Origin of the sequence: Pseudomonas sp. JZ134 (genome assembly GCF_051027695.1) — a bacterium.
GTDB classification, from domain to species: Bacteria; Pseudomonadota; Gammaproteobacteria; order Pseudomonadales; family Pseudomonadaceae; genus Chryseomonas; species Chryseomonas luteola.
Window position 1 is genome coordinate 2893009 of record NZ_CP069250.1, and the last position, 20360, is coordinate 2913368.

Sequence of the window (20360 nt, forward strand, 5' to 3'; positions counted from 1 at the left end):
GATTTAGCGTGCTGCTTAGTAAGTCGTTCCGGCCAATCCGTTTACGGCAATCTCAGAGACCTCGCCTGTCACCCGATCCGTAATATGGATGACCAGCTGCCCTGTTTCGTCATTGAGAATATTGACGATGAAATCGTCGGTAGTAACGCTGCCTGCCTTGCCGTTACGGGCATTGGTCAATACCTGCGAAAGCAGGCTCGACTGCAACTGACTGGTAAAGCGCTCGATGGCCGACATACTGCTGGAAGACTTGGCATCCGGATCGTCATAGTCATTCTGGGCCTGCGCGTTACCGAGCAGATACGAGCCGTTCAACGGGCTGCCGCCAAAAGCAGGGTTCTTGGGGGTATAGACTAGTTCAGTGGCCTGGAGCGACGAGACGGAACCTAGCAATAGCAGCCCTAGCATCGTTGCCGAATGTACGTTCTTATTCTTCATAGCTCGTCTCTGTCCATGTCGAAGGTGTCATATAAAAGATTTTCCAGTTTTTGTTTAGCGACTGTGTCCTTGACCATGTCCGCCGCTGCATAGGCCGTGCCTTTGAGCTCCGAGACATTAGGTTGGATGAACTGTCGGTAAACCACTCGCTGGTCATGCTCCACCCAGACCAAACTTCCCCAACGCGCAGAAGGCCTCTCGCGTACTACCAAGTTGAAATCCAGTTGGCTGGTATCGACCAACCGATCGCTGAAATAGCGATAAAAGTCGTGACCGAAGCGGGAGATCGTGTTGTCGACGATAAAGCCCTGGATATTCTCCTCATCATCGGCAGCCTGTGCCGACATCAGCATCATCATCCCCAGCAGTCCGACGCCCCAGCGCTTCATTGCGTTAATGTCCTTTACTCTTTTCGTAGAACTTCAGCGCGGCCTCTGCACGATTGGAGGCGCCAATCTTGCGAAGCAGGTTATGAATATGACTCTTGATGGTGTGTGTACTCAGGCAAAGCTGATGGGCAATCTCCGCGTTTGAATACCCCTTGCCAACCAGGCTCAGGATCTCACGCTCGCGCCCGGTCAGGTCCACCGCCTCCTCTTCCAGTGTCTGCATCCGCCGATAGCGCTCGATCAGACGCTCCATGACATCACGTGGCAACCAGTCCCGTCCCATCAGCAGGGCTTGTATGCCATTGAGCAAAAGCTCTCGGGAGGTATGGGTGTAGAAGATTCCCTTGATCTCGGGATGCTTTTCGATGAGCTGCTGCGCCTGCTCATCCGAGGTATTGACCAGCGCAACCGGTGCCTGACCAATCAACTGATCCAGCACAGCCGAGCACTGCTCGAATGCGACACTACCGACATCAAGCAGCCACAGAGATGCCCTGGCCTTTTCCAATCCATTGAAGTCACCCACGCATAACTCGAATTCCGTCTGCTGATTGAGAAAGTGCTGGAACAACTGCCCCAACAACTGATTCTTGGTCAGTAGTTTGACGGTAAGTGGCGGGCGGCCTGTTGCCATAATGGCGTCTGCTGAACTCAACTTTAAGCCTCGGTTATTCTTAATGTCGGTAGGCTATCCAACGATCTTGCGATCACAAACAAAAAAGCCCCTGAAACCATTTCGCCTCAAACAAATGAGAAATTAAACACAGCGATATATTGAGATTCTTTTGGCATCACTCCCTGATGACGGTTGAATATTCAGTAGGCTGGATTGAAACAACAGAATTCTCAAGAACCAACGTGAACACTTTATGAAACAGGACTGTATTCACGTAACGAGATACATCAGGAAAAGACTTCTCTTTCCAACTTAGGTAATAGATCACCTGCTGCACCAATCAACGTCCAGTCATCGGAATGTACTCCTGAAACCAGCTGCGGATTGATATGAACGACCGCGGCATTGGCGTCACGCGCAATCTGAGGCATCTGAGCGGCCGGGTAGACCACACCGGATGTACCGACGGAAAACAGGACATCACACTGGGCTGCCGCATCAAATGCCTGCTGCAAGGCCTGTACCGGTAACGACTCGCCAAACCAGACGACGCCCGGCCTTATAAAACCATTACACCTGGAACAGCGTGGCGGTTCGACACGACGACCTTGATCTGGTTCAACCGGTATTTCACGCTCGAACGAATAGCCGGTGCCGCAGGCAAAACAGCGCGGCTGATGCAGGCTGCCATGCAGGTGCAATACATCGGCACTCCCGGCACGCTCGTGCAGATCATCGACATTCTGGGTAACGACGGTAGCGCGTGGAAAGTGCTGGGCCAGACGGGCAATGGCAAGATGGGCCGGATTGGGCTGAGCATTCAGCACCTTCATACGACGCCATTCGTACCATCCCCAGACGAGGGCCGGATCCGCCTCAAAGGCTTCGGGGGTTGCCAGTTCGGTGGCATCGAACGTTGCCCAGAGTCCGGTCTGCGCATCTCGAAAGGTGGGAATGCCGCTTTCGGCCGATACGCCTGCACCGGTAAAGAACACCACATGCTGTGCATCGCGAATACAGTGTTTCAGCGCTTCATCTATCGCCAGGGGCGTAGAAGATGGGGTTTGGCTCATAACATCTGTTCCAATCTTTCCATGAGTGGGCCGATCCTGCTTTTATAAAGAGGCCTTTCCGGTCTTTTTTCACCAAGAGTCCTATTGGTGAATAAAACGTTCTTGTCTGAATATGAAATGCTTATCCAGTTGTAGCCAATTAATATGAATTTGCCAGTTGAAACGTAACCAGTTTTTGCGGCAGGCGCTACCTTTTTAATGGGAAGTGCATGCCAGAGCACTTGTGTAAATACGCTACACAAGTGCTCAAAGTTCTCATTTTTCTTTTACCAACAGATACCTTATCGTTTTCAAACTCGACCGACGGTGCCGCCACTCATCGCATTTCGACAAGAGTGGGTTCACTCGCTGCGCTACATGCCGATAATCCGGAAGTTCCCTTCGAGCGAGAGTATTTTTCTCTTGCTGACGTTTCGCCTCACCGGAATCGCCATGAAGAAATCCTTTTTTAGTAAGCATCGTTTCACTGTTATTCCCGCGCTGGCCTTGGCAGCAGTAATTGCTGGCAGTATCGGTTATTGGAGCCTGACGTCTGGTCAGGCAACTGTCAGCACAGCAGCCCCCGGCTCGGTTCAAGCGATGCTTGATACGGTCCGCACGGCACCACAACCGTGGACAGACCATCCGCAGGACTTGTCCGTTCTGGTCAACGACATGCGCAGCAACGCCATTGCAGGTGCTGTGATTGGCGAAAAAGCGGTGTATATCACTACCACGGCCAATGCTCACTACACGGTAGCCGATCCGTCTGGCCGGGTCGGCGATCTGGTTCTGCGTGACTACTCGAACCGTGGCGAGACCCTGTTCCCGGTTGCGACCTTTGCCGAATCGGCTGAGCGCAGTCCGGTCATGGAAAGCCTGTTGGCCAACCTGCCCACCTATCTGCTGCTGCTTCTGCTGGCCGTACCGCTGGCGTTCCGCGCTATGAGCCCTTTCAAGATCCAGCGCAAGGGCACGAATGTTTCCTTCGAGGATGTCGTTGGGGCCCATGAAGCCAAGCGTGCACTGGAGGACATCACTACCTGCCTGCGTAACCCTGCCGCCTTCTCGGCACTGGGCGCACGTCCGCCAAAGGGTGTCTTGCTGACTGGTGAGCCGGGCACAGGAAAAACCCAGCTGGCCAAGGCACTGGCTACGGAATGCAACGCGCATTTCATCCAGGTGACGGGCAGTGATTTCTCCTCGATGTTCTTCGGAGTGGGCATTCAGAAAGTGAAGTCCCTGTTCCGTACAGCGCGCAAGAAGGCACCGTGCATCATCTTCATCGACGAGATCGACGGTATTGGCAAGCGTGCCGAGCAGTCCCGCTCAAGCGACGCGGAAGCCAACCGCATCATCAACCAGTTCCTGACCGAGATGGACGGCTTCGATGGTTCCAGCGGCGTGCTTGTCCTGGGTGCGACCAACTTTGCCAACTCGCTGGACCCGGCACTGGTGCGTGAAGGCCGCTTCGACCGGACCATTGCGGTCGGCCTGCCAACCCTGGAGGACCGTATCGAGCTGTTCCGCCTGTACGCCAAGAAAATTCAGGTGCAGGGTGACCTGGACTTCGAGGCCCTTTCCCGTAACACCGTTGGCCTGACACCTGCAGCCATTGCCTACATTGCCAACCATGCGGCACTGCTGGCGGCACGTGAGAACTGCACTCAGGTCAGCATGAGCCACTTTGTGGATGCGATCGAGACCTGCCGTATCGGTGAGCAGCCTACTGCTGTCACGCCGCTGAGCGATACCGAGCGGACCCGTATTGCCGTACACGAAGCCGGCCATGCTCTGGTAGCAGCGGCGCTCAACACTGGGCGTGTCGAGAAGGTGACCATCCTGCCCCGTGGTCAGGCCCTGGGCGTGACACTGGTAACACCGGTGGAAGACAAGCGTCTTCATCTGGAGTCCGAACTCAAGGCTCGTATCCAGATGCTGCTCGCCGGCCGCTGTGCCGAACAGATCTACTTCCATGAAGTATCTTCGGGCGCGGCCCAGGACCTGCAGGAAGCCTCCAAGCTGGCCCTGTCGATGGTGGGTTCATTGGGTATGGGACCGAAAGGCTCGCTGATCAGCATTCAGGCACTGCGTGATGCCGGCATTGAATACGATGCAAATACGTCCATCGAGGCCGCAGATGAGCTCCTGCATCGCCTGAACGATCAATGCATGGCCCTGTTGCAGCGCCTGCGTCCGGCCCTGGACAGCATTACCCAAGGCCTGCTCGAGCACGAGACGATCCCGGGCGAGGATGTCATGCAGGCTCTGGCTGCCCATGGCGGTAGCGAGGCAGTCAAGGCCCTCAATCGCGCCATCAAGGCCGATCCCGAGCGTGCCCAGAACGCAGCCATGAGCGGTTGGACGCTGGACTAATTTCCGCCGCAGCTCTCGCTGATCCCAAAAGCCCGTGGTGAACACCGCGGGCTTTTTTATTGGGAAAAATCTGCAATTTCTTACCGTAGAAAGCAAAACCGTCTGCCTTTCGCCGATAGTCTGAATTGACAAAGTAACAAAGGAACGTTACATAATATTTCCAGTTGTATGACGACGTATGACACAACAATCATAACAAATGGATATGTAGCGCTATGGCCCTCGCAGCGATTACACCTATTCGAAACCGTGTGGCACCGACTACTTATCGCGCAGAGGTAAACCCGCCTGCTAGGGCAGTTGTAAGCCTGTTGACAGGCCTACATCTGTCACGCTTGCTTGGCATCACCCGCAGGTCCGGCGTCAAATCAAAGACGTCATACATCCGCCTCTTGAATCCATCGTGCCTCATGCACGCTTCCTCCGATCCGCATCATTTCGTTATTCGTTGGCCGGGTTTAAGCCCCTTTATGGCGATATCACGCCGAATGCTTCGCGCCCGTTGCTCGCCTTGTGTGTCCTGTTTCGAACGCAGCATTTGATTACGCATTGCGGCGTTTCAACGCTTTAGCCCTGCCCTGCAGCACAGCTCAACCATTAAGAACAATTAAAGGTGTGTCATGAAAATAAAAGGAATCCGCTGGTGGATGGTCGCCCTTGTCACGGGCGGTCTGATCGTCAACTACCTGGCCCGTAATACCTTGTCGGTGGCAGCGCCCACCATGATGAAAGAGCTCGATTTTGGCGCCGAAGAGTATTCTCACATCGTAATCGCCTGGCAGCTCTGCTATGCCTTCATGCAGCCTATTGCAGGCTACTTGCTGGATGCCATTGGTACCAAGTTGGGCTTTGCGATTTTCGCCATTGCCTGGTCGGTGGCGTGCGCAGCAGCAGCCATGGCCAACGGTTGGCAAGGGCTTGCGTTTTTCCGGGGCCTACTGGGGCTGACAGAAGCGGCCGGTATCCCCGCAGGGGTGAAGGCTACCTCCGAGTGGTTCCCAGCCAAGGAACGCTCGGTCGCCATTGGCTGGTTCAACATCGGCTCATCGGTAGGCGCCCTGCTGGCACCGCCGCTGGTGGTCTGGGCCATCCTGCAGAGCGGCTGGGAGCTGGCGTTCCTGATCGTGGGCGTGCTCGGCATTGTATGGAGCGCCCTCTGGCTAGTGTTCTACAAACATCCGCGTCAGCAGCAACTGCTGTCCGACACCGAGCGGGACTACATTCTTTCGGGCCAGGAAGCCCAGCACAAGGATGAGACGCCTGCCAAAGCCAATTGGAAAAAGATTCTGACCAGCCGAAACTTCTTCGCCATTGGAGCGGCGCGCGTTCTGTCCGAGCCGGCCTGGCAGACCTTCAACGCCTGGATTCCGCTGTACATGATGACCGAACGTCACATGAACATTAAGGAAGTGGCTCTGTTTGCCTGGCTTCCCTTCCTGGCAGCAGACATCGGTTGCGTGCTGGGCGGTTACATGAGCCCCTTCTTCCACAAGCACCTCAAGGTCTCGCTGTTCACCTCGCGCAAGATCGTACTAATGCTGGGTGCCTTCTGCATGATCGCACCAGCCTGTACTGGCCTTGTGGCGAGCCCGTATACCGCGATTGCCCTGCTCTGCATCGGAGGCTTTGCCCATCAGACGCTTTCAGGAGCGCTGTACTCGGTGACCGCTGACGCATTCGGCAAGAATGAAGTGGCTACTGCGACCGGCATGGGCGGCATGTTCGGTTACCTGGGCGCCGCGGCGTTCACGTTTGTCTTCGGCGTGCTGGTGACCAAGGTAGGCTACAGCCCACTGTTTATCGTACTGGCCATTTTCGACATCGTGGCGGCGTTGATCGTCTGGAACGTGGCAACCGACCGCTCTCACCTGACCGACACGCAGCCGGTTAATGCGAACGAGGCACTCACTGGCGCCGAACCAGCCAAGAGCTGAGCCTGCTCCTGAATGAAAAAGCGCGGCCTGTGCCGCGCTTTTTTATGCCTCACGTTCCTGAAACACCGACTCTCCCTCAAGGGAAATCAGGTTCAGTTCAAGGTCCGCCCGCTCTGCCCACTGCTCATCGATCTCGGCTTTGACGGACACGCCCAACGCGCGGAAATCGTTGACCTGCTTGACCAGGTTGCCCTGCCCGCTAACGAGCTGCCCGCAGGCCTTGTGATAAGCCTCTTGGGCTTTTTCCAGGCTCTTGCCAATACCGTCCATGCTTCCCAGAAAGGTCCGTAGCTTGTCGTATACCCGGCTGGCGCGGTCGGCCAGTTCGGCGGTGTGCCGGCTCTGGTCTTCGAAGCGCCAGAGCTGCCGGACAATATTGAGGCTGGTCAGCAGGGTGGTCGGGGTTGCGACCAGCACATTCTGTTCGATGGCCCGCTGGAACAAGGTCTCGTCTGCCTTGAGGGCTTCGACAAACGCCGACTCGATGGGTACGAACATGAAAACCATCTCGGGCGCGTTGAGTCCCGGCAGCTTGAAATATTCACGATCCGATAGCTCGCGGATGCGCTCTCCTACCGCGCGCACGTGTTCTGCCAGAGCGATCCGGCGCTCGGCCTCATCTTCACAATTGATGTAGCGGGTATAGGCGTTGAGCGAGACCTTGGCATCAATGATGAGGTGCTTGTTCTGGGGCAGATACACCAGGACGTCCGGCCGACGACGACCTGTCTCGGTGGTAAAGCTGACCTCACGCATGAAATCGGTGCCCTGACGCAAACCGGAGCGCTCCAGCACGTTTTCAAGAATCAGCTCACCCCAGTTGCCCTGAGCTTTCTTCTGGCCTTTCAGGGCGGTCGCCAGCTCATGGGCCTCCTGCGTGATCTGCCGATTAAGCTCTTTTAGATCGAACAGCTGCTGTGCCAGAGCGGCCTGCTGCTGGGTGTCCTTGTGGTGGATATCTTCAACCTTGTGGCGGAACGCTTCGATCTGCTCGCGAAACGGCTTGAGCAATGCATCCAGCGACTGCTGGCTGTGCTGGGAAAAGGTCTGCCCCTTCGCCTCGAAGATCTGGCTGGCCAGTTGCTCGAATTCGGCCTTGAGTTGCTCGCGGCTTTCCTTCAGGAGCTGAGTCTGCTCAAGGAAATGCTGTTCTTTTTGCTCAAGCGTGGTCCGCAAGGTGGCATGTTCTTCCACCAACTGGGCGTACCGTGTCTGTATTTCACGAAGTATCTGCTGCTCGCGGACCTGCTGGGTGCGCTGCTCGGCAAGCTGCTGCTGCAGGCCGTCCAGCTGCGCGCGCGCCGCTTCAGCCGCGGCACGGTGATCCGACATCTCCAGCTGCGCCTGACGTGTCTGAGCTCGCAGCTCCGTCTCGCTTTGCCGAAGCATTTCGATTTGCTCTTTCAACTGCTTTATACGGTCGCGCTCGGCATTCAGCTCAACTGCCTGCCGACTGTTGGCCACTTCCAACCGCTGGGCCTCACTGCGCTCTGCCTCGATCAGTTCCTGGGTTTCCTGAAGGCGCGCCTGCAAACCTTGCTGCTGTCTGACCAGCAACGCTGCCGTGACGCCCCATCCCAACAGCGCCGCCAGCGGCAACACCAAGGAGATCAGGTTCAGCGAATTCATAGCCAGCCTCACAACGGATACATCAAAGCTCGCACCTTATGTGGGCCGGATGAGCCCGTCCAGTGCCTACGGCCCGGTTTTAGCGCGAAAGTATGATTTGAAGAACAGCCTGGTAGCGTTTGTGACACCAGCCGCCACGTCAGCGATGACTCCCAAGCCTGCCCCACCAACCTGCAAGAAATACAGATTGGGTAAGGCGCTCCACGCCGAGGCCAAGGCCGATACGTTTTACATGTGAACGGGCTTACATCAGCATCAACCCACTCAAGCGCCTGACCCGGCGGGACACCGCCTCTTCAAAAACGCCTGTTTTAGATTCGATCAAGCTGAACCAGTCCCGGGCCCGGGTGATACCGGTATAGATCAGCTCCTTGGTCAGCACTGGGCTGATCGTATCCGGCAGGATCAGCGCCGTATGCGCGAACTCGGAGCCCTGGGACTTGTGTACTGTCATGGCAAACACGGTTTCCACGGCAGATAACCGGCTCGGCAGAATGAAGCGCAGACCGCCGCTACCGTCGTTGCGCGGGAATGCGACCCGGATTGCCTTGCCTGATCGATTGGCAGGCTCGGGCATACATAAGGCAATGCCGATATCGCCATTCATGAGGTTCAGGCTATAGTCGTTCTTGGTGACAAGTACCGGGCGGCCCTCGTACCAGCCCTGGTCCTGGCTGATGAGTTCTGCATTAAGCAATGCCTTGGCAATCCGCTGGTTAAGGCCCTCCACTCCCCACGGTCCTTTACGGACCGCGCAGAGTAGCTGGAACTCATCGAACGCATCCAGCACAGCCTTGGCCCAGGCTTCCCAGACAGGATCATCCATAGGCAGGTCGTAACTGGGGCGAAGCGCCTGCATCACGCGCAGATAATGCCGGTAGCCATGAGGTCCTTTGGGTGAATGACCTTCTAGCACCAGCTTCTCCAGCGCCCTGTCTTCGGCATCGCGCAGCCGCAGGCAGAACAGGTCATCGTAGGTCTTTTTGACCAGCAGCTCACGTGCACCGCTGGCCTCCTGAAGATTTACCCGGCGCGCCAGCTGGCCGATACCGCTACTGGAATTGAACCGGCGAGAATGACGTAGCATGACGACCTGCTGTGCCAGGGCATGATGCTCCTCGTGACCGTCTTCCAGCGATTCGTCGCTCAGGCATTCCCCGCAGATTTCCTCCAGCCACGCGCGAGTTTTCGGCGTGTAATAGCCCAGCTCGGCATCACGGCACAGATCGCCCAGAACGGCGCCTGCCTCGACCGAGGCCAGCTGATCCTTATCGCCCAGCAAGATCAGCCGCGCGTGCTGCGGAAGTGCGTCGAGCAGGCAGGCCATCATCTCCAGATCGATCATGGACGCCTCATCCACGACCAGCACATCCAGCGGCAGCGGGTTGCTGACGTGATGGCGGAAATGACGGGTATCCGGGCGGCTGCCAAGCAGCCGGTGCACCGTAGTAACGTCCACGGGAATATGCGGACGCACGGCCTCGCTTACACCCAACGACTGGACCTGTCGTCCAATGGATTCAGTCAGCCGGGCGGCAGCCTTGCCTGTTGGCGCCGCCAGGCGGATACGCATGGGCGTTCCCTTCTCGACAGCCGGAGCCTGAAGCAGCGCAAGAAGCCGGACAACTGTAGTGGTCTTGCCGGTACCCGGACCGCCGGTGATGATGCTGAACGCGCCTCGCGCCGCCAGGGCACAGGCCAGCTTCTGCCAGTCGGTCACGTTCTTGCCATCGATCAATGGACGCTCGGGAAACAGCGCAGCCAAGCGTGTGCAAAGGTCATCCGGCACAGACCCCAGGCCGGAGAGACGCAGCCGCAGGCATTCGCTGACACGGCGCTCATAGCTCCAGTAACGGCGCAAATATAACCGCTGGCCATCGAGCACCAGCGGACAGTCATCCACCTGACCGATGGCCACGATAGGACTGGCCTCCAGCGCACTCAGCCAGTGCGCTACGTTGAGAGCTGTCAGTACCTCGGAAGGCAGCAGCACCGGTTGCCTGTCTTCATCGCCCTCCGGTGGCAGCGATAATGCCATGTCCGGGTTGCCCAAGGTTTCGGCGAGATCCAGACACACATGCCCATGGCCCAGCTGATGGCTGGTCAATGCCGCTGCCAGCATCACGCTCGGGTGGCTCTGCCCGTCGAGCTCATAAAGAAAGGATACAAAGGCGCGGTCCAGCGGCCTAAGCCACCCTCGCTCAACCCAGCGGTCCAGCAGCAAAAACAGATCCGCCATGCATTCAAGCGGCCGGAGGTCCGGTGTATGGGCCGTCAGTGCAGTGGCTATCCTGGCCGACGCAGCGGCTGCAGCATCGGCTGACGCAGGCTCGTCGGCAAAAGCCATATCGAATAAGGAAAGTTGTTCTTGAGTCATGCGTATTCCCCGGTCAGTTGAGGACTTCCCTGAAAGCACAGGTCGAGTTCTTCGATCAGCTCACGTGGTGGCCGAGTAAAGAACACGCCCTTGCTGGCAGCACGACTGCCCCGCAGGAAAAGATAAAGAGCACCGCCCATGTGACGGTCGTAATCATAGTCTGGAAGACGCGCCTTAAGCTGGCGATGCAGCGCCAGCAGATAAATGACGTACTGGAGGTCATAGCGATGCTCTAGCACAGCGCCCGCCATGGCCTCCTGGGTATAAGCGGCATCATCGGCGCCCAACCAGTTGGACTTATAGTCCGCTACGTAATAGCGCCCCTCATGCTCGAACGTCAGGTCAACGAACCCTTTAAACATGCCGTTAAGCAGGCTTCGCCCAACCGAGGGCCGTGGCTTGCCTGGCATGACATAGCGACGAACCCGCTGATCGAGGGCCTCCGCCTCCAGCCGATGGGTGGAGAACCAGAACTCCATTTCGATCTGGTAGTGCGTGAGCTGGGCCAGCGTCACAGACGAGCCCGTTGAGCCGAGCGGTAGACGCCTTGTCAGCAGCTCTTTCAGCCAATCGCTCAGGGTAGCAATCCAGCCTTCCCAGCCGCGCCGGTTGCAACGGCGTGCCACAGTGTCTTCGATCAGCTCGGGCTGTTCGGCTATGTTCGCAAAACCCTCATTACCCGCCCACTCCAGCAGACCGTGCAAAAACGTTCCCGGACCCGGGCCGCGGGGGAACCGATGCAGGTCGACTCCGCTGCTAGCTGTGGCGGGCTGGGCGTCATCGTCCAGGCGGTCATCGTCGAACAGTTTTTGTGCTTCCGGGCTTTCGGGTGACAGGTCGGTATGCAGAACGGCGGTCTCTGCCTCGTCAGTCAGCTCGCCGATGCGCAACGCACTATAAGAGGCAATCCACCAGTGCTCCGCGACTACGCGCCGTGGCTGGCAGGCCTTGAGTTCAGGCCGCACCTCTTCGCGAGGCGCGAAGCGTGCAGTGGTGATTTCCGGCAGCGGCCCCACCGAGATGGCCGGCAGTTTACCTGTCATCTCTTCCAACATGCCCGCCAACACACCCGAGGACGACAGTACCTCTCCTCCGGTCGTGAGATATCCTAGGGCGCAGCGGTGGAAAGCCGACTCCTTGCTCTGCCCGCGCTTAAGGTCAGCCACGCCCATCCAGCAGGCGTGTTGTGCACGCGTCAGGGCAACGTACAGCAGGCGCAGATCCTCGGCCAGACGCTCTTCATCTGCGGCTATGATCACCTCGGCATCCGGCGTCAGGGTCATCTTGGGTGTGCCATCGAGGTCGTGATAACGCACCGGAATACGGCTGCCGTCCACTGGACGGAACGAGCAGATAAAGGGCAGGAAGACCAGTGGATACTCCAAGCCTTTGGACTTGTGAATAGTAACAACCTTGACCAGTGCCTCATCACTTTCAAGGCGCAGGATCTGCTCCTCGGCGGTATGGCCTTCGGTAAGGTGCTCCGCCAGATAACGAATCAGGGCCTGCTCACCATCCAGCTCAGTCGCCACCTGTTGCAGGAGTTCAGCCAGATGCAGGAGGTTGGTCAGTACACGCTCACCGTCAACCCGCGCCATCAGTGTTTGCGGCAACTGAAAGTCATGCAGAAAACGGCGCAACATGGGTAGCACGCCCTGGGTACGCCAGAGGGTCCGGTAGTGGCGGAACTGCATGACCCGTGACTCCCAGGCGCGCTCGTCGTGGTTAAGCCTGTCCAGCTCGGCCAGCGGCAGGTCCAGCGTGATACTGGCCAGCCCGGCACGGAGCACACGATCGACATCCGGCTCGGCGCACGCACGCAGCCAGGAGAGTAGGCAGTGTGCTTCCTGAGAGTTGAAGACCGAGTCTTTGTCCGACAAATAAACGCTACGTACCCCACGGGCCGCCAGCTGACTGCGAATGGCCTGGGCCTCGATACCGTCACGCACCAGCACGGCGATATCTGCCGGACGCAGTCCACGCAGGCCTTTTTCCGGGTGCTCGAAACCGGCCTTGTCCTGCTGCCCCAGATTGAGCAGGCGCACAATCTCGCTGGCCGCCACCTGCGCCAGTTGTGCAAGGTAGGCGGTTTTGGAAACCGGCTCGGTCTCGCTGGGGTGCCAGAGGGTGAGCGCCGGGATGCCCTGCCCCTCGGCCACCAGGCGCTCCTTGCGACCTTGCGCCCTGACGGGATGGAACGGCAATGGATTTTCATCGTCCTTGCGGAACAGGAAGGCACCGCGCCCTTCCTCATGCTGCTCGGCCTGCTCGAATACTTGGTTGACGGCAGCCACCATGGCCTCGCTGGAGCGATAGTTGGTATCCAACGTATGCAGGCGTCCTTCGGTGGAATAGCGTGCCTTCAGGTAGGTGTAGATGTCCGCGCCACGAAAGGCATAAATGGCCTGTTTCGGGTCTCCAATCAGGAACAGCCCGGTATCCTGCCGGTTATCCTGTATCCGGTAGATCGTCTCGAAAATGCGGTACTGCACCGGATCGGTGTCCTGGAATTCGTCGATCAGGGCCACCGGAAACTGCTCGCGGATCAGTTCGGCCAGACGCTCTCCTGCCCCGTCACTTTGCAGGGCAACGTCCAGACGGGCCAGGAGGTCATCGAAGCCCATTTCCGCACGGCGGCGCTTTTCCAGAATGAAGCGCTGCTTGATCCAGTGGGCGGCATGTTGCAGGAGTTCAACGTCCGGTTTGGGCAGGCTGTCCAGCGCGGCCTTGAGCCTGCTCATTTCCGCCAGCGCCGGATGATCGGGCGCAGAAGCCTTGGTCCAGACCTCGGCAAAGCCCTCAGGTGTGAAACGCTCGAAGCCCTTGCCGATATCAAGCAGCTCGGCGGATTCATCCTGCGCCCAGGCTGTGATCTTTTCGCACCAGGGGACATACCACTGCGCCTTGAGCTTGCGGCCATCCACCACCTTGCGGGCACAGGCGTCGTCACACAACAGGCGCAGCTCTTCAGCCCAGGCCGCCCACGGTGCTTTTAGCTCTCGGAGCAGTCCTCGCTTGCGTGTCAGGCACTCATCGATCAGCGTGCCCGGCTCCTGGTCGGCAATACCTTGCGTCTCGCCCACGATCAGCTCGCGTACGGATTCTGCCAACTGGTCAGGGCTGACCCAATGTTCGCGCACCCAGGCCAGTGATTCACCGTTCAGGGTGTAGCAGAACCGTCGCCAGTAATCCCGCACCACTTCAGCCAGAAGTTCGCTGTGATCCGTTTCCAGGGTCTGGTTGAACAGGCTGCCGCTGTCGAACGCATGCTCGCGCAGCATGCGCTGGCACCAGCTGTGAATGGTGGAAACGGCGGATTCGTCCATCCATTGCGCGGCCATCTCCAGCTTGCGTGCGCAGCCAGGCCACTGCTCTTCAGAAAAATCAGCCCGTAGCGCCTTGATCAACGCATCGGTCTTATCGATCTCGCCACGAAAATAGCGGGCGGCCTCGAACAGGCGCGCACGGATTCGGTCACGCAGCTCACGTGTGGCGGCGTCGGTAAAGGTCACGACCAGAATTTGTGGTGGCAGCAGCTCGCGGCCAAAGCCGGTTTCTTCGCCGCCATGCCCAAGAATCAGGCGTACGTACAAGGCGGAAATGGTAAAGGTCTTGCCGGTGCCAGCGCTCGCCTCGATCAGCTGGCTACCGCGCAAGGGAAAGCGCAACGCAAGCGGCCGCTCCTGTTGTGCAGTCATGCGGCGGCTCCTTGTGCTGGCTGCTCACACCAACCTGCCTCGAACATCGGACGATACAAGGCATTGCACCAGCCCTCAAATTCCTCGCTGGCGGTCAGCCTAGCGAAGTCCGGGTATTGACGCATCAAGGCTGGGCTTTCAGCTCGCTCGCCCAGGCTGTTTACACCATCACCTTCATAGGCTTTACGAGCCGCCATTTGCGCCTTGACGGGGTCCTGCTCGGCATTGAGCCAGGCAAACGCCGTTTTTACCGCGACCGGCAGTGGACAACACATGCCACGCTGCCAAGCGATCAAAAGATCACGTAGCGCAGCGGCGGCCTGGGCGGTTTCCAGCGGAGCGAGCATTAGAGTCTCATCGGTGGCCACCAAGGCCGTCGTAAGCGGCACGCCACAGGCAGAGGCCGTCAGGTGCACGATCCACGGTCGGATCAGGCGATACCACTTACGTGTTTTGGCCGAACCGATTTCATTCGGAACAGGTGTAATTGCAATCAGGCTGCCATCCGAGCGGCGACGTAACCGCTCAAGCCAACCCTCCAGGCGTAGACCCTTGTGTTCGAAGCTGAGCGGCTGTGCACCTGCCACCTCTTCCGGCCACGCCACCAGCAGGCCGGTATGGCGTTCAAGCAAGTCAGGCAGTGGCTGGATCAGCTCCTGCTGCATCAGCTCACCAAAGCCTGCTAGTGGCAGCAAACCACTGCGCTGCAACCGCTGCCCCTGGGCACGCAGCGCCTCTTCGGCGCGCTCCGGTGCCTTCAAAGCGGCATCAAGCAGGCTTTCGCTCAAGGCATATCGGGTCAGGCCGTCGAGTACAAAGGGTTCCTTGTCCTGGGTCAGGATGGCAATTTCTTCGAAATGCACCTTGAGCCGCTGGGAGAAGAAATGTCGCACCGGATGGCGCAGAAAATCCTGTAGCTGATTCAGGCTCAGTGGCTCGTCCTGCTCATGGGGCGGAAGTATAGGTTCCTGACCTCGCGGCGGCTGCTTGTCGTGCACGGCAAGCCACTCGCGGGCATAGCTGAAAAAGCCCGGCTCGCCTTGAAAATAACGGATGCTAAAGGGCTGTAGCGGATGCTCCTGAGTCAACGCCTCAAGCAAGCGCTCGCCCTCTTTGCCCTTTTCCTTATCAGGACCCTCATCTATCAACGTCCAACCTGCGGCCAAATGATCACGCAACTGGCCTAGCAGAACGGAGGCCGGTCGCTCACTGTTGTCGCGAATGCTACGGCCAATCCAGCTGATATAGAGCTGATCACGGGCAGACAGCAGTGCTTCCAATAGCAGGTAGCGGTCGTCTTCACGGCGGGAGCGATCGCCGGGGCGATAGTCCTTGCCCATTAGGTCAAAGTCAAACGGCGGCTGGGCGCGTGGATAATCGCCATCGTTCATACCCAGGAGGCACACCACCCGGAATGGAATGGCACGCATGGGCATAAGGGTACAGAAATTCACTGCGCCTGCCAGAAAACGCTGGGACAGCTTGCCCTCATCCAACCCGGCGAGCCATGCCTCACGCACCACCGTAAGCGGCAACGTTTCGTCCAACTGGACCGCCTCGCAGGTGTCCAACCAGTCTTCACGCAGCTGCTCCAGCTGGCCAAGCAAGTACTCGTCACGTTCGCTGGAAGACACGAAGAACGTGCGCAGCACCATTTGCAGACGCTCGCCCCATACTGCAGGAGTGGCAGGCTCGGCCAGCTCGTCATGGGCCTTGTCCAGCGCATCCATCAAGGTAACCAGCGGGCCGACCAGGGCAGCATCCAAGCCACCAATCTCGTCGAACGGCTCGATTTCATCCCGTGCCACGCCCTGCCCCACGGCATACCCCAGCAACATGCGCCGCAGACCGAAACGCCATGTGTTTTGGGTGAGATCATCAGGCAGATCCAGCCGTGCCCGCTGCCGGGCATCCAAACCCCAGCGGATACCGGCACCCTCGATCCAGCGATGCAGAGTCGTCAGGTCGGTGTCATTCAAGCCGAAGCGCTTGCGCAGGGCCGGGACGTCCAGCAGGTCAAGAATCTCGCTCACCGAAAAGCGGCTTTCCGGCAAACGCAGGAGATGTTCCAGTGCAATCAGGAGCGGATCACGGCCACGCTGCCCCTGATCCGCTAACGTGAACGGAATGAAGCGCGGATCATGGCTGTCCAGCTGCCCGAACACGGCGCGAATGTGGGGCGCATAGCTGTCGATATCCGGCACCATGACGATGACGTCCCGCGGACGCAACGTAGGGTCTTCCGAGAAGCGCGCCAGAAGCTGATCGTGGAGAATTTCCACCTCGCGCTGCGGGCTGTGAGCAATGTGGAAACGAATGGATTGATCTTTAGTGGGATTGACGGCCGGCCAACGCTCGCGGGTTTCACTCAAGGGGCGCAAATCGAGAATATCGTCCTGCAATTGCGCCAGCATGTGCTGGGGCTCGACCTCTTCAAACAGGTCGATCCGTCCGCCGTTTACATCATGGAACAGGCGACGGTAGCCGTCCGGCTCATCAAAACTATCCAGCAGGTTAATGTAGTCACGCCCCTGCTTGCCCCAGCTGGCCAGTAGTGGGTGGCCATGTTGATGCAGCTCGTCCGGATCAAGCGCAGTGGGCATGCCGGGCTTGCGCAGCTGCCGCTTGTATTCGTGGCGCAAGAGGTCCTTGTCCGCCACGATGTCACCCCAATGGTGGCGGCACGGGTTGTGAACACAGAGCAATACCTGGCTAAACCGCGCCAGGGCAGCCAAGGCCTCCAAAAGCTGGGCGGGCACCGAGGAAATACCAAATACAACGACCCGCCGCGGCAGGTGCGAAGGCGCTTGTTCCAGCGCTTTCATGGTATTGATGAAACGTTGATGCACCCCCGCCCGGCTTTCCGCCATGCCGTCGTCGCCTACATCGGCCAATAAGGCACGCCACAGCTCCGCCTGCCATTGGCATATCGGCGGCAGCGGTACGGCGCCATCACGTAGCTTGTTCAGTTGATCCTTGCCATTGGCCCAGTCTTCCAGCCAGTCGGCGCGGTACACCTGATACTGATCATAGAGATCGGCCAGACGCTCTGCCAATTGGTAGCGCTTGCGCATGTCGCTGTCTTCATCAAGGAAGCGGCGCAGTGAGGCAAAGCTTGGACGTTCAAGCAGGCTGGGCAGCAGCCGCACCAGGCGCCAGGTCAGCGGCGTACGATCCAGCGGGGAAGATGCTGGAACGGTATCGCGACCCAAGACCTGTCGGTACACCCGCCATAAGAAAGCCGACGGCAGCTGTACATCAATAGCCGCTGCAATACCGCAGCCGCCTTCGCCATCCTCCGTCGGGTCTTCGGCCAGGGCCAACTTGAGCCATTGGGCGATGCCGTTGCTCTGCACGAGCACCTGCTCGTTTTCCAAAGGCGCGAGGGGATGATGGCGCATCCAGGCAACAGTCAGATTGCGCAGGTCCTCCAGACGATTGCCGTGAACGACCATAAAACCGGGCGTCAGATGAGCCGCGTCCTGCATGAATAAGCCTCTGGGTAGATCTGGAACTGCAAAAAAGGCGAAGCGTACGGAGATCACGGCTCAAGAGCCAGACCTGTTCAAAGCCACCGGTAAGGTTTTCGTGCTGAATAGCGCTTTCTTGACCTCTGCAATACCACGGCAGACGGGCGTCTTACCGCTCGTCTGTTGAGCAGGCAGGGCCAGCCGGGCCAGCCCTGCCATCGACTCAAAGACGTATATCAACCCGGACCGGCTGAGGCCCGTACTGAGCGTCTATAAACGCGACCACACGCTCGCCGAGCCGCTGGAAGGTCAGGTCTATTTCCTGCTCGCCCAGGCGTAGCCGTTTCAGCTGAATACGGTCGATGCCAAACGGCAAGCGGGGTTGAGTGATCGTGACGCTTGCGGTGTGCCCATCGATCTCCACGCCCAGGCAAGCCTGTAGCAGCATAAATACCGAGCCGGCGGCCCACGCCTGGGGTAGACAGGCCACCGGATAGGCGATCGGCGCTTCGCCCGGCGCACGTTCGAAACCGCAGAAGAGCTCTGGCAAACGCATACCGAAATGGGCCGCGGCTTCAAACATGTTTCCGAGCAGACGTACCACCCCTTCCCGCTCACCGTAGCGCGCCATACCGGCGGCGCACAGGGCCACATCATGTGGCCAGACCGAGCCATTGTGATAGGACATGGGGTTGAACCGTACAGCGTCTGGCACCAGGGTCCGTACGCCCCATCCGGAATTGAAAGCGCGGGACAAAAGCTGTTGCGACACGGCCTGACCACGCGCCAGTTGAGGCAGCCCCGTAAACAAGAGGTGGCCTGCATTGGAGGCTCGAACCGCACATGCCTCGCCATGGCCATCCAGGGCCAGAGCATAGAACTGCCGACCCTCCAGCCAAAAATGCTTTTCCACCGCTGCCCGCAGATGCTCGGCCCGTGTGCGCCAGTGCGCGGCCTTGTCCTGCTCACCGAGCCATTCCGACAGTTCAGCCATGCTCAGATACGCCTTATAAGCATACCCTTGCACTTCAATCAGTGAGATCGGACCATCCGGTGTACGGCCATCGGCATGGAAAATCGAGTCATGGCTGTCCTTCCATCCCTGGTTGGCCAGACCACTCTCTTCTGCACGGGCATAACTGATGAACCCCTGTGCGTTACGCTCGGCATTACCCTCAACCCAGCGAATAGCCTCTTGCAGTGCGGGCCAGATTTCCTGGATGAATGCCCGGTCGCCCGTACGCCGAGCATAGGCTCCAGCCAGCATGACGAACAGCGGTGTGGTATCCACCCCGCCGTAATAGCGACCGAACGGCAGCTCGTTTAGCGCCGACATTTCGCCCTTGCGCGTCTCATGCATGATCTTGCCAGGCTCGGCATCCCGGAAGCTCGACGTTTCATGAGCCTGATGTTGCGCAAGATAAGACAGCACCCCACGGGCCAGCTCAGGATTCAACCAGAGCACCTGATGCGCCGTGATGATCGCATCACGGCCGAACGGTGTTGAGTACCAGGGTACACCGGCGTAGGGATATGGCCCGCTAGGCAGCTCCGCTGTGAGCAGCGCCAGATCCGCACGGGACTTCTCCAGCCACGCCTGGAACAGACGGCCAGATGCCTTGACCTGAGCACCCCGCCGCTGTCGCCTGCGCATACTGCGCCGCGCTTGTGCAGCGGCCTGCCGATAACGTGCCCGCGAAGGCTGAGCCGGTTCTGGTCCAATGTCGATATACAGCTCCCAGCTTCCACGTCCTTCCAGAGCCACCCTGAACTGCGCGCCCTGCTCGCTTAACTCAACAGGCTGTTCGGAAAAACTGATGGCAGCACGGCGCGGCTGCTCATCGAGCCCAAGATACCGTAGCGTGACACTGCGCTCGGCCATCTGGGTATGCTCCTGCTCGCCCCGATGGCTACGCTGTTGTCCACGCACTTCAAACATGTCTCGGAAGTCCGCGCCAAACTCAAGCTCCAGCGGCACCTCAGTAGACAAGTCACTGTAGTTGGCCAGCAGGATGCGCTCATGCACATACCCCTTCCAGACAAAGCGCTTGCGTTCGATGTGAATCACGCCTTCGGGCGTCGTGCTTTCACCCAGCCGCGGCAACGGCTGGTTGGTCTGATGGGAGGTAAAGTAGACATTATCCTGACTGACCGACGCTGACAGCAGCGAGGGTCGCCTCCCCGCCACGGTCAATCGGTAACAGGACACGATGCGGGTATCGTTATGGAACAAGCCATCGTCCCGCCCACCCATGTCACCATAGGCATCTGCCACGACAAAAGTATCACCCTCCATGAGCACGAACAGGCGTTCGGGATGACGCGCCTGTTCGACCTCGCTTCCTTGCTGTGCTGACTGATCAGACATAAGGATTTCACCC

The 20360-nt window shown here is 58.6% G+C and carries 11 protein-coding genes; 2 read left to right on the plus strand and 9 right to left on the minus strand.

Features of this window, described 5'->3' with window-relative positions; all coding sequences use genetic code 11:
- Positions 1-15: 15 nt before the first annotated feature.
- The 4 genes from JQR86_RS13500 to JQR86_RS13515 all read right to left on the minus strand — a co-directional run bounded on the left by JQR86_RS13500 (position 16) and on the right by JQR86_RS13515 (position 2516).
- Positions 16-438: a curli assembly protein CsgF gene (locus JQR86_RS13500; RefSeq protein WP_019366623.1), complete on the minus strand. Its 423-nt coding sequence runs from the start codon at positions 436-438 to the stop codon at positions 16-18.
- Complete coding sequence (gene csgE, locus JQR86_RS13505) at positions 435-827, minus strand: curli production assembly/transport protein CsgE (protein WP_125888758.1); 393 nt, start codon at positions 825-827, stop codon at positions 435-437. The genes JQR86_RS13500 and csgE overlap by 4 nt, the downstream gene beginning before the upstream one ends.
- A gap of 4 nt (positions 828-831) precedes the next feature.
- Positions 832-1461, minus strand: a complete 630-nt coding sequence (locus JQR86_RS13510) for a helix-turn-helix transcriptional regulator (RefSeq protein WP_019366625.1) — start codon at positions 1459-1461, stop codon at positions 832-834.
- A gap of 269 nt (positions 1462-1730) precedes the next feature.
- On the minus strand, positions 1731-2516 hold the full coding sequence (locus tag JQR86_RS13515) for an SIR2 family NAD-dependent protein deacylase (RefSeq protein ID WP_434153720.1): 786 nt from the start codon (positions 2514-2516) through the stop codon (positions 1731-1733).
- Between the two features lie 432 nt (positions 2517-2948).
- On the opposite strand from JQR86_RS13515, the gene JQR86_RS13520 reads away from it, so the two are divergent.
- The gene (locus JQR86_RS13520; RefSeq protein ID WP_019366627.1) at positions 2949-4871 is read left to right on the plus strand and encodes an AAA family ATPase; all 1923 of its coding nucleotides are present in this window, start codon (positions 2949-2951) and stop codon (positions 4869-4871) included.
- Between the two features lie 620 nt (positions 4872-5491).
- The gene (locus JQR86_RS13525; protein WP_258019872.1) at positions 5492-6805 is read left to right on the plus strand and encodes an MFS transporter; all 1314 of its coding nucleotides are present in this window, start codon (positions 5492-5494) and stop codon (positions 6803-6805) included.
- A gap of 42 nt (positions 6806-6847) precedes the next feature.
- Here JQR86_RS13525 and rmuC read toward each other — a convergent pair whose 3' ends face one another.
- The 5 genes from rmuC to JQR86_RS13550 all read right to left on the minus strand — a co-directional run bounded on the left by rmuC (position 6848) and on the right by JQR86_RS13550 (position 20347).
- Positions 6848-8434, minus strand: a complete 1587-nt coding sequence (gene rmuC, locus JQR86_RS13530; RefSeq protein ID WP_434153721.1) for a DNA recombination protein RmuC — start codon at positions 8432-8434, stop codon at positions 6848-6850.
- A gap of 244 nt (positions 8435-8678) precedes the next feature.
- A complete protein-coding gene (recD, locus tag JQR86_RS13535) occupies positions 8679-10673 on the minus strand; it encodes an exodeoxyribonuclease V subunit alpha (protein ID WP_434154915.1) in 1995 nt (664 codons plus the stop codon).
- 134 nt (positions 10674-10807) lie between these two features.
- Positions 10808-14509, minus strand: coding sequence for an exodeoxyribonuclease V subunit beta (gene recB, locus JQR86_RS13540; RefSeq protein ID WP_434153722.1), 3702 nt, complete (start codon positions 14507-14509; stop codon positions 10808-10810).
- On the minus strand, positions 14506-17997 hold the full coding sequence (recC, locus tag JQR86_RS13545) for an exodeoxyribonuclease V subunit gamma (RefSeq protein ID WP_434153723.1): 3492 nt from the start codon (positions 17995-17997) through the stop codon (positions 14506-14508). Before recC ends, recB begins: the two co-directional genes overlap by 4 nt.
- A 205-nt stretch (positions 17998-18202) precedes the next feature.
- Entirely contained in the window at positions 18203-20347 is a 2145-nt protein-coding gene (locus tag JQR86_RS13550; RefSeq protein ID WP_434153724.1) for an amylo-alpha-1,6-glucosidase, read from the minus strand.
- Between the last annotated feature and the right edge of the window lie 13 nt (positions 20348-20360).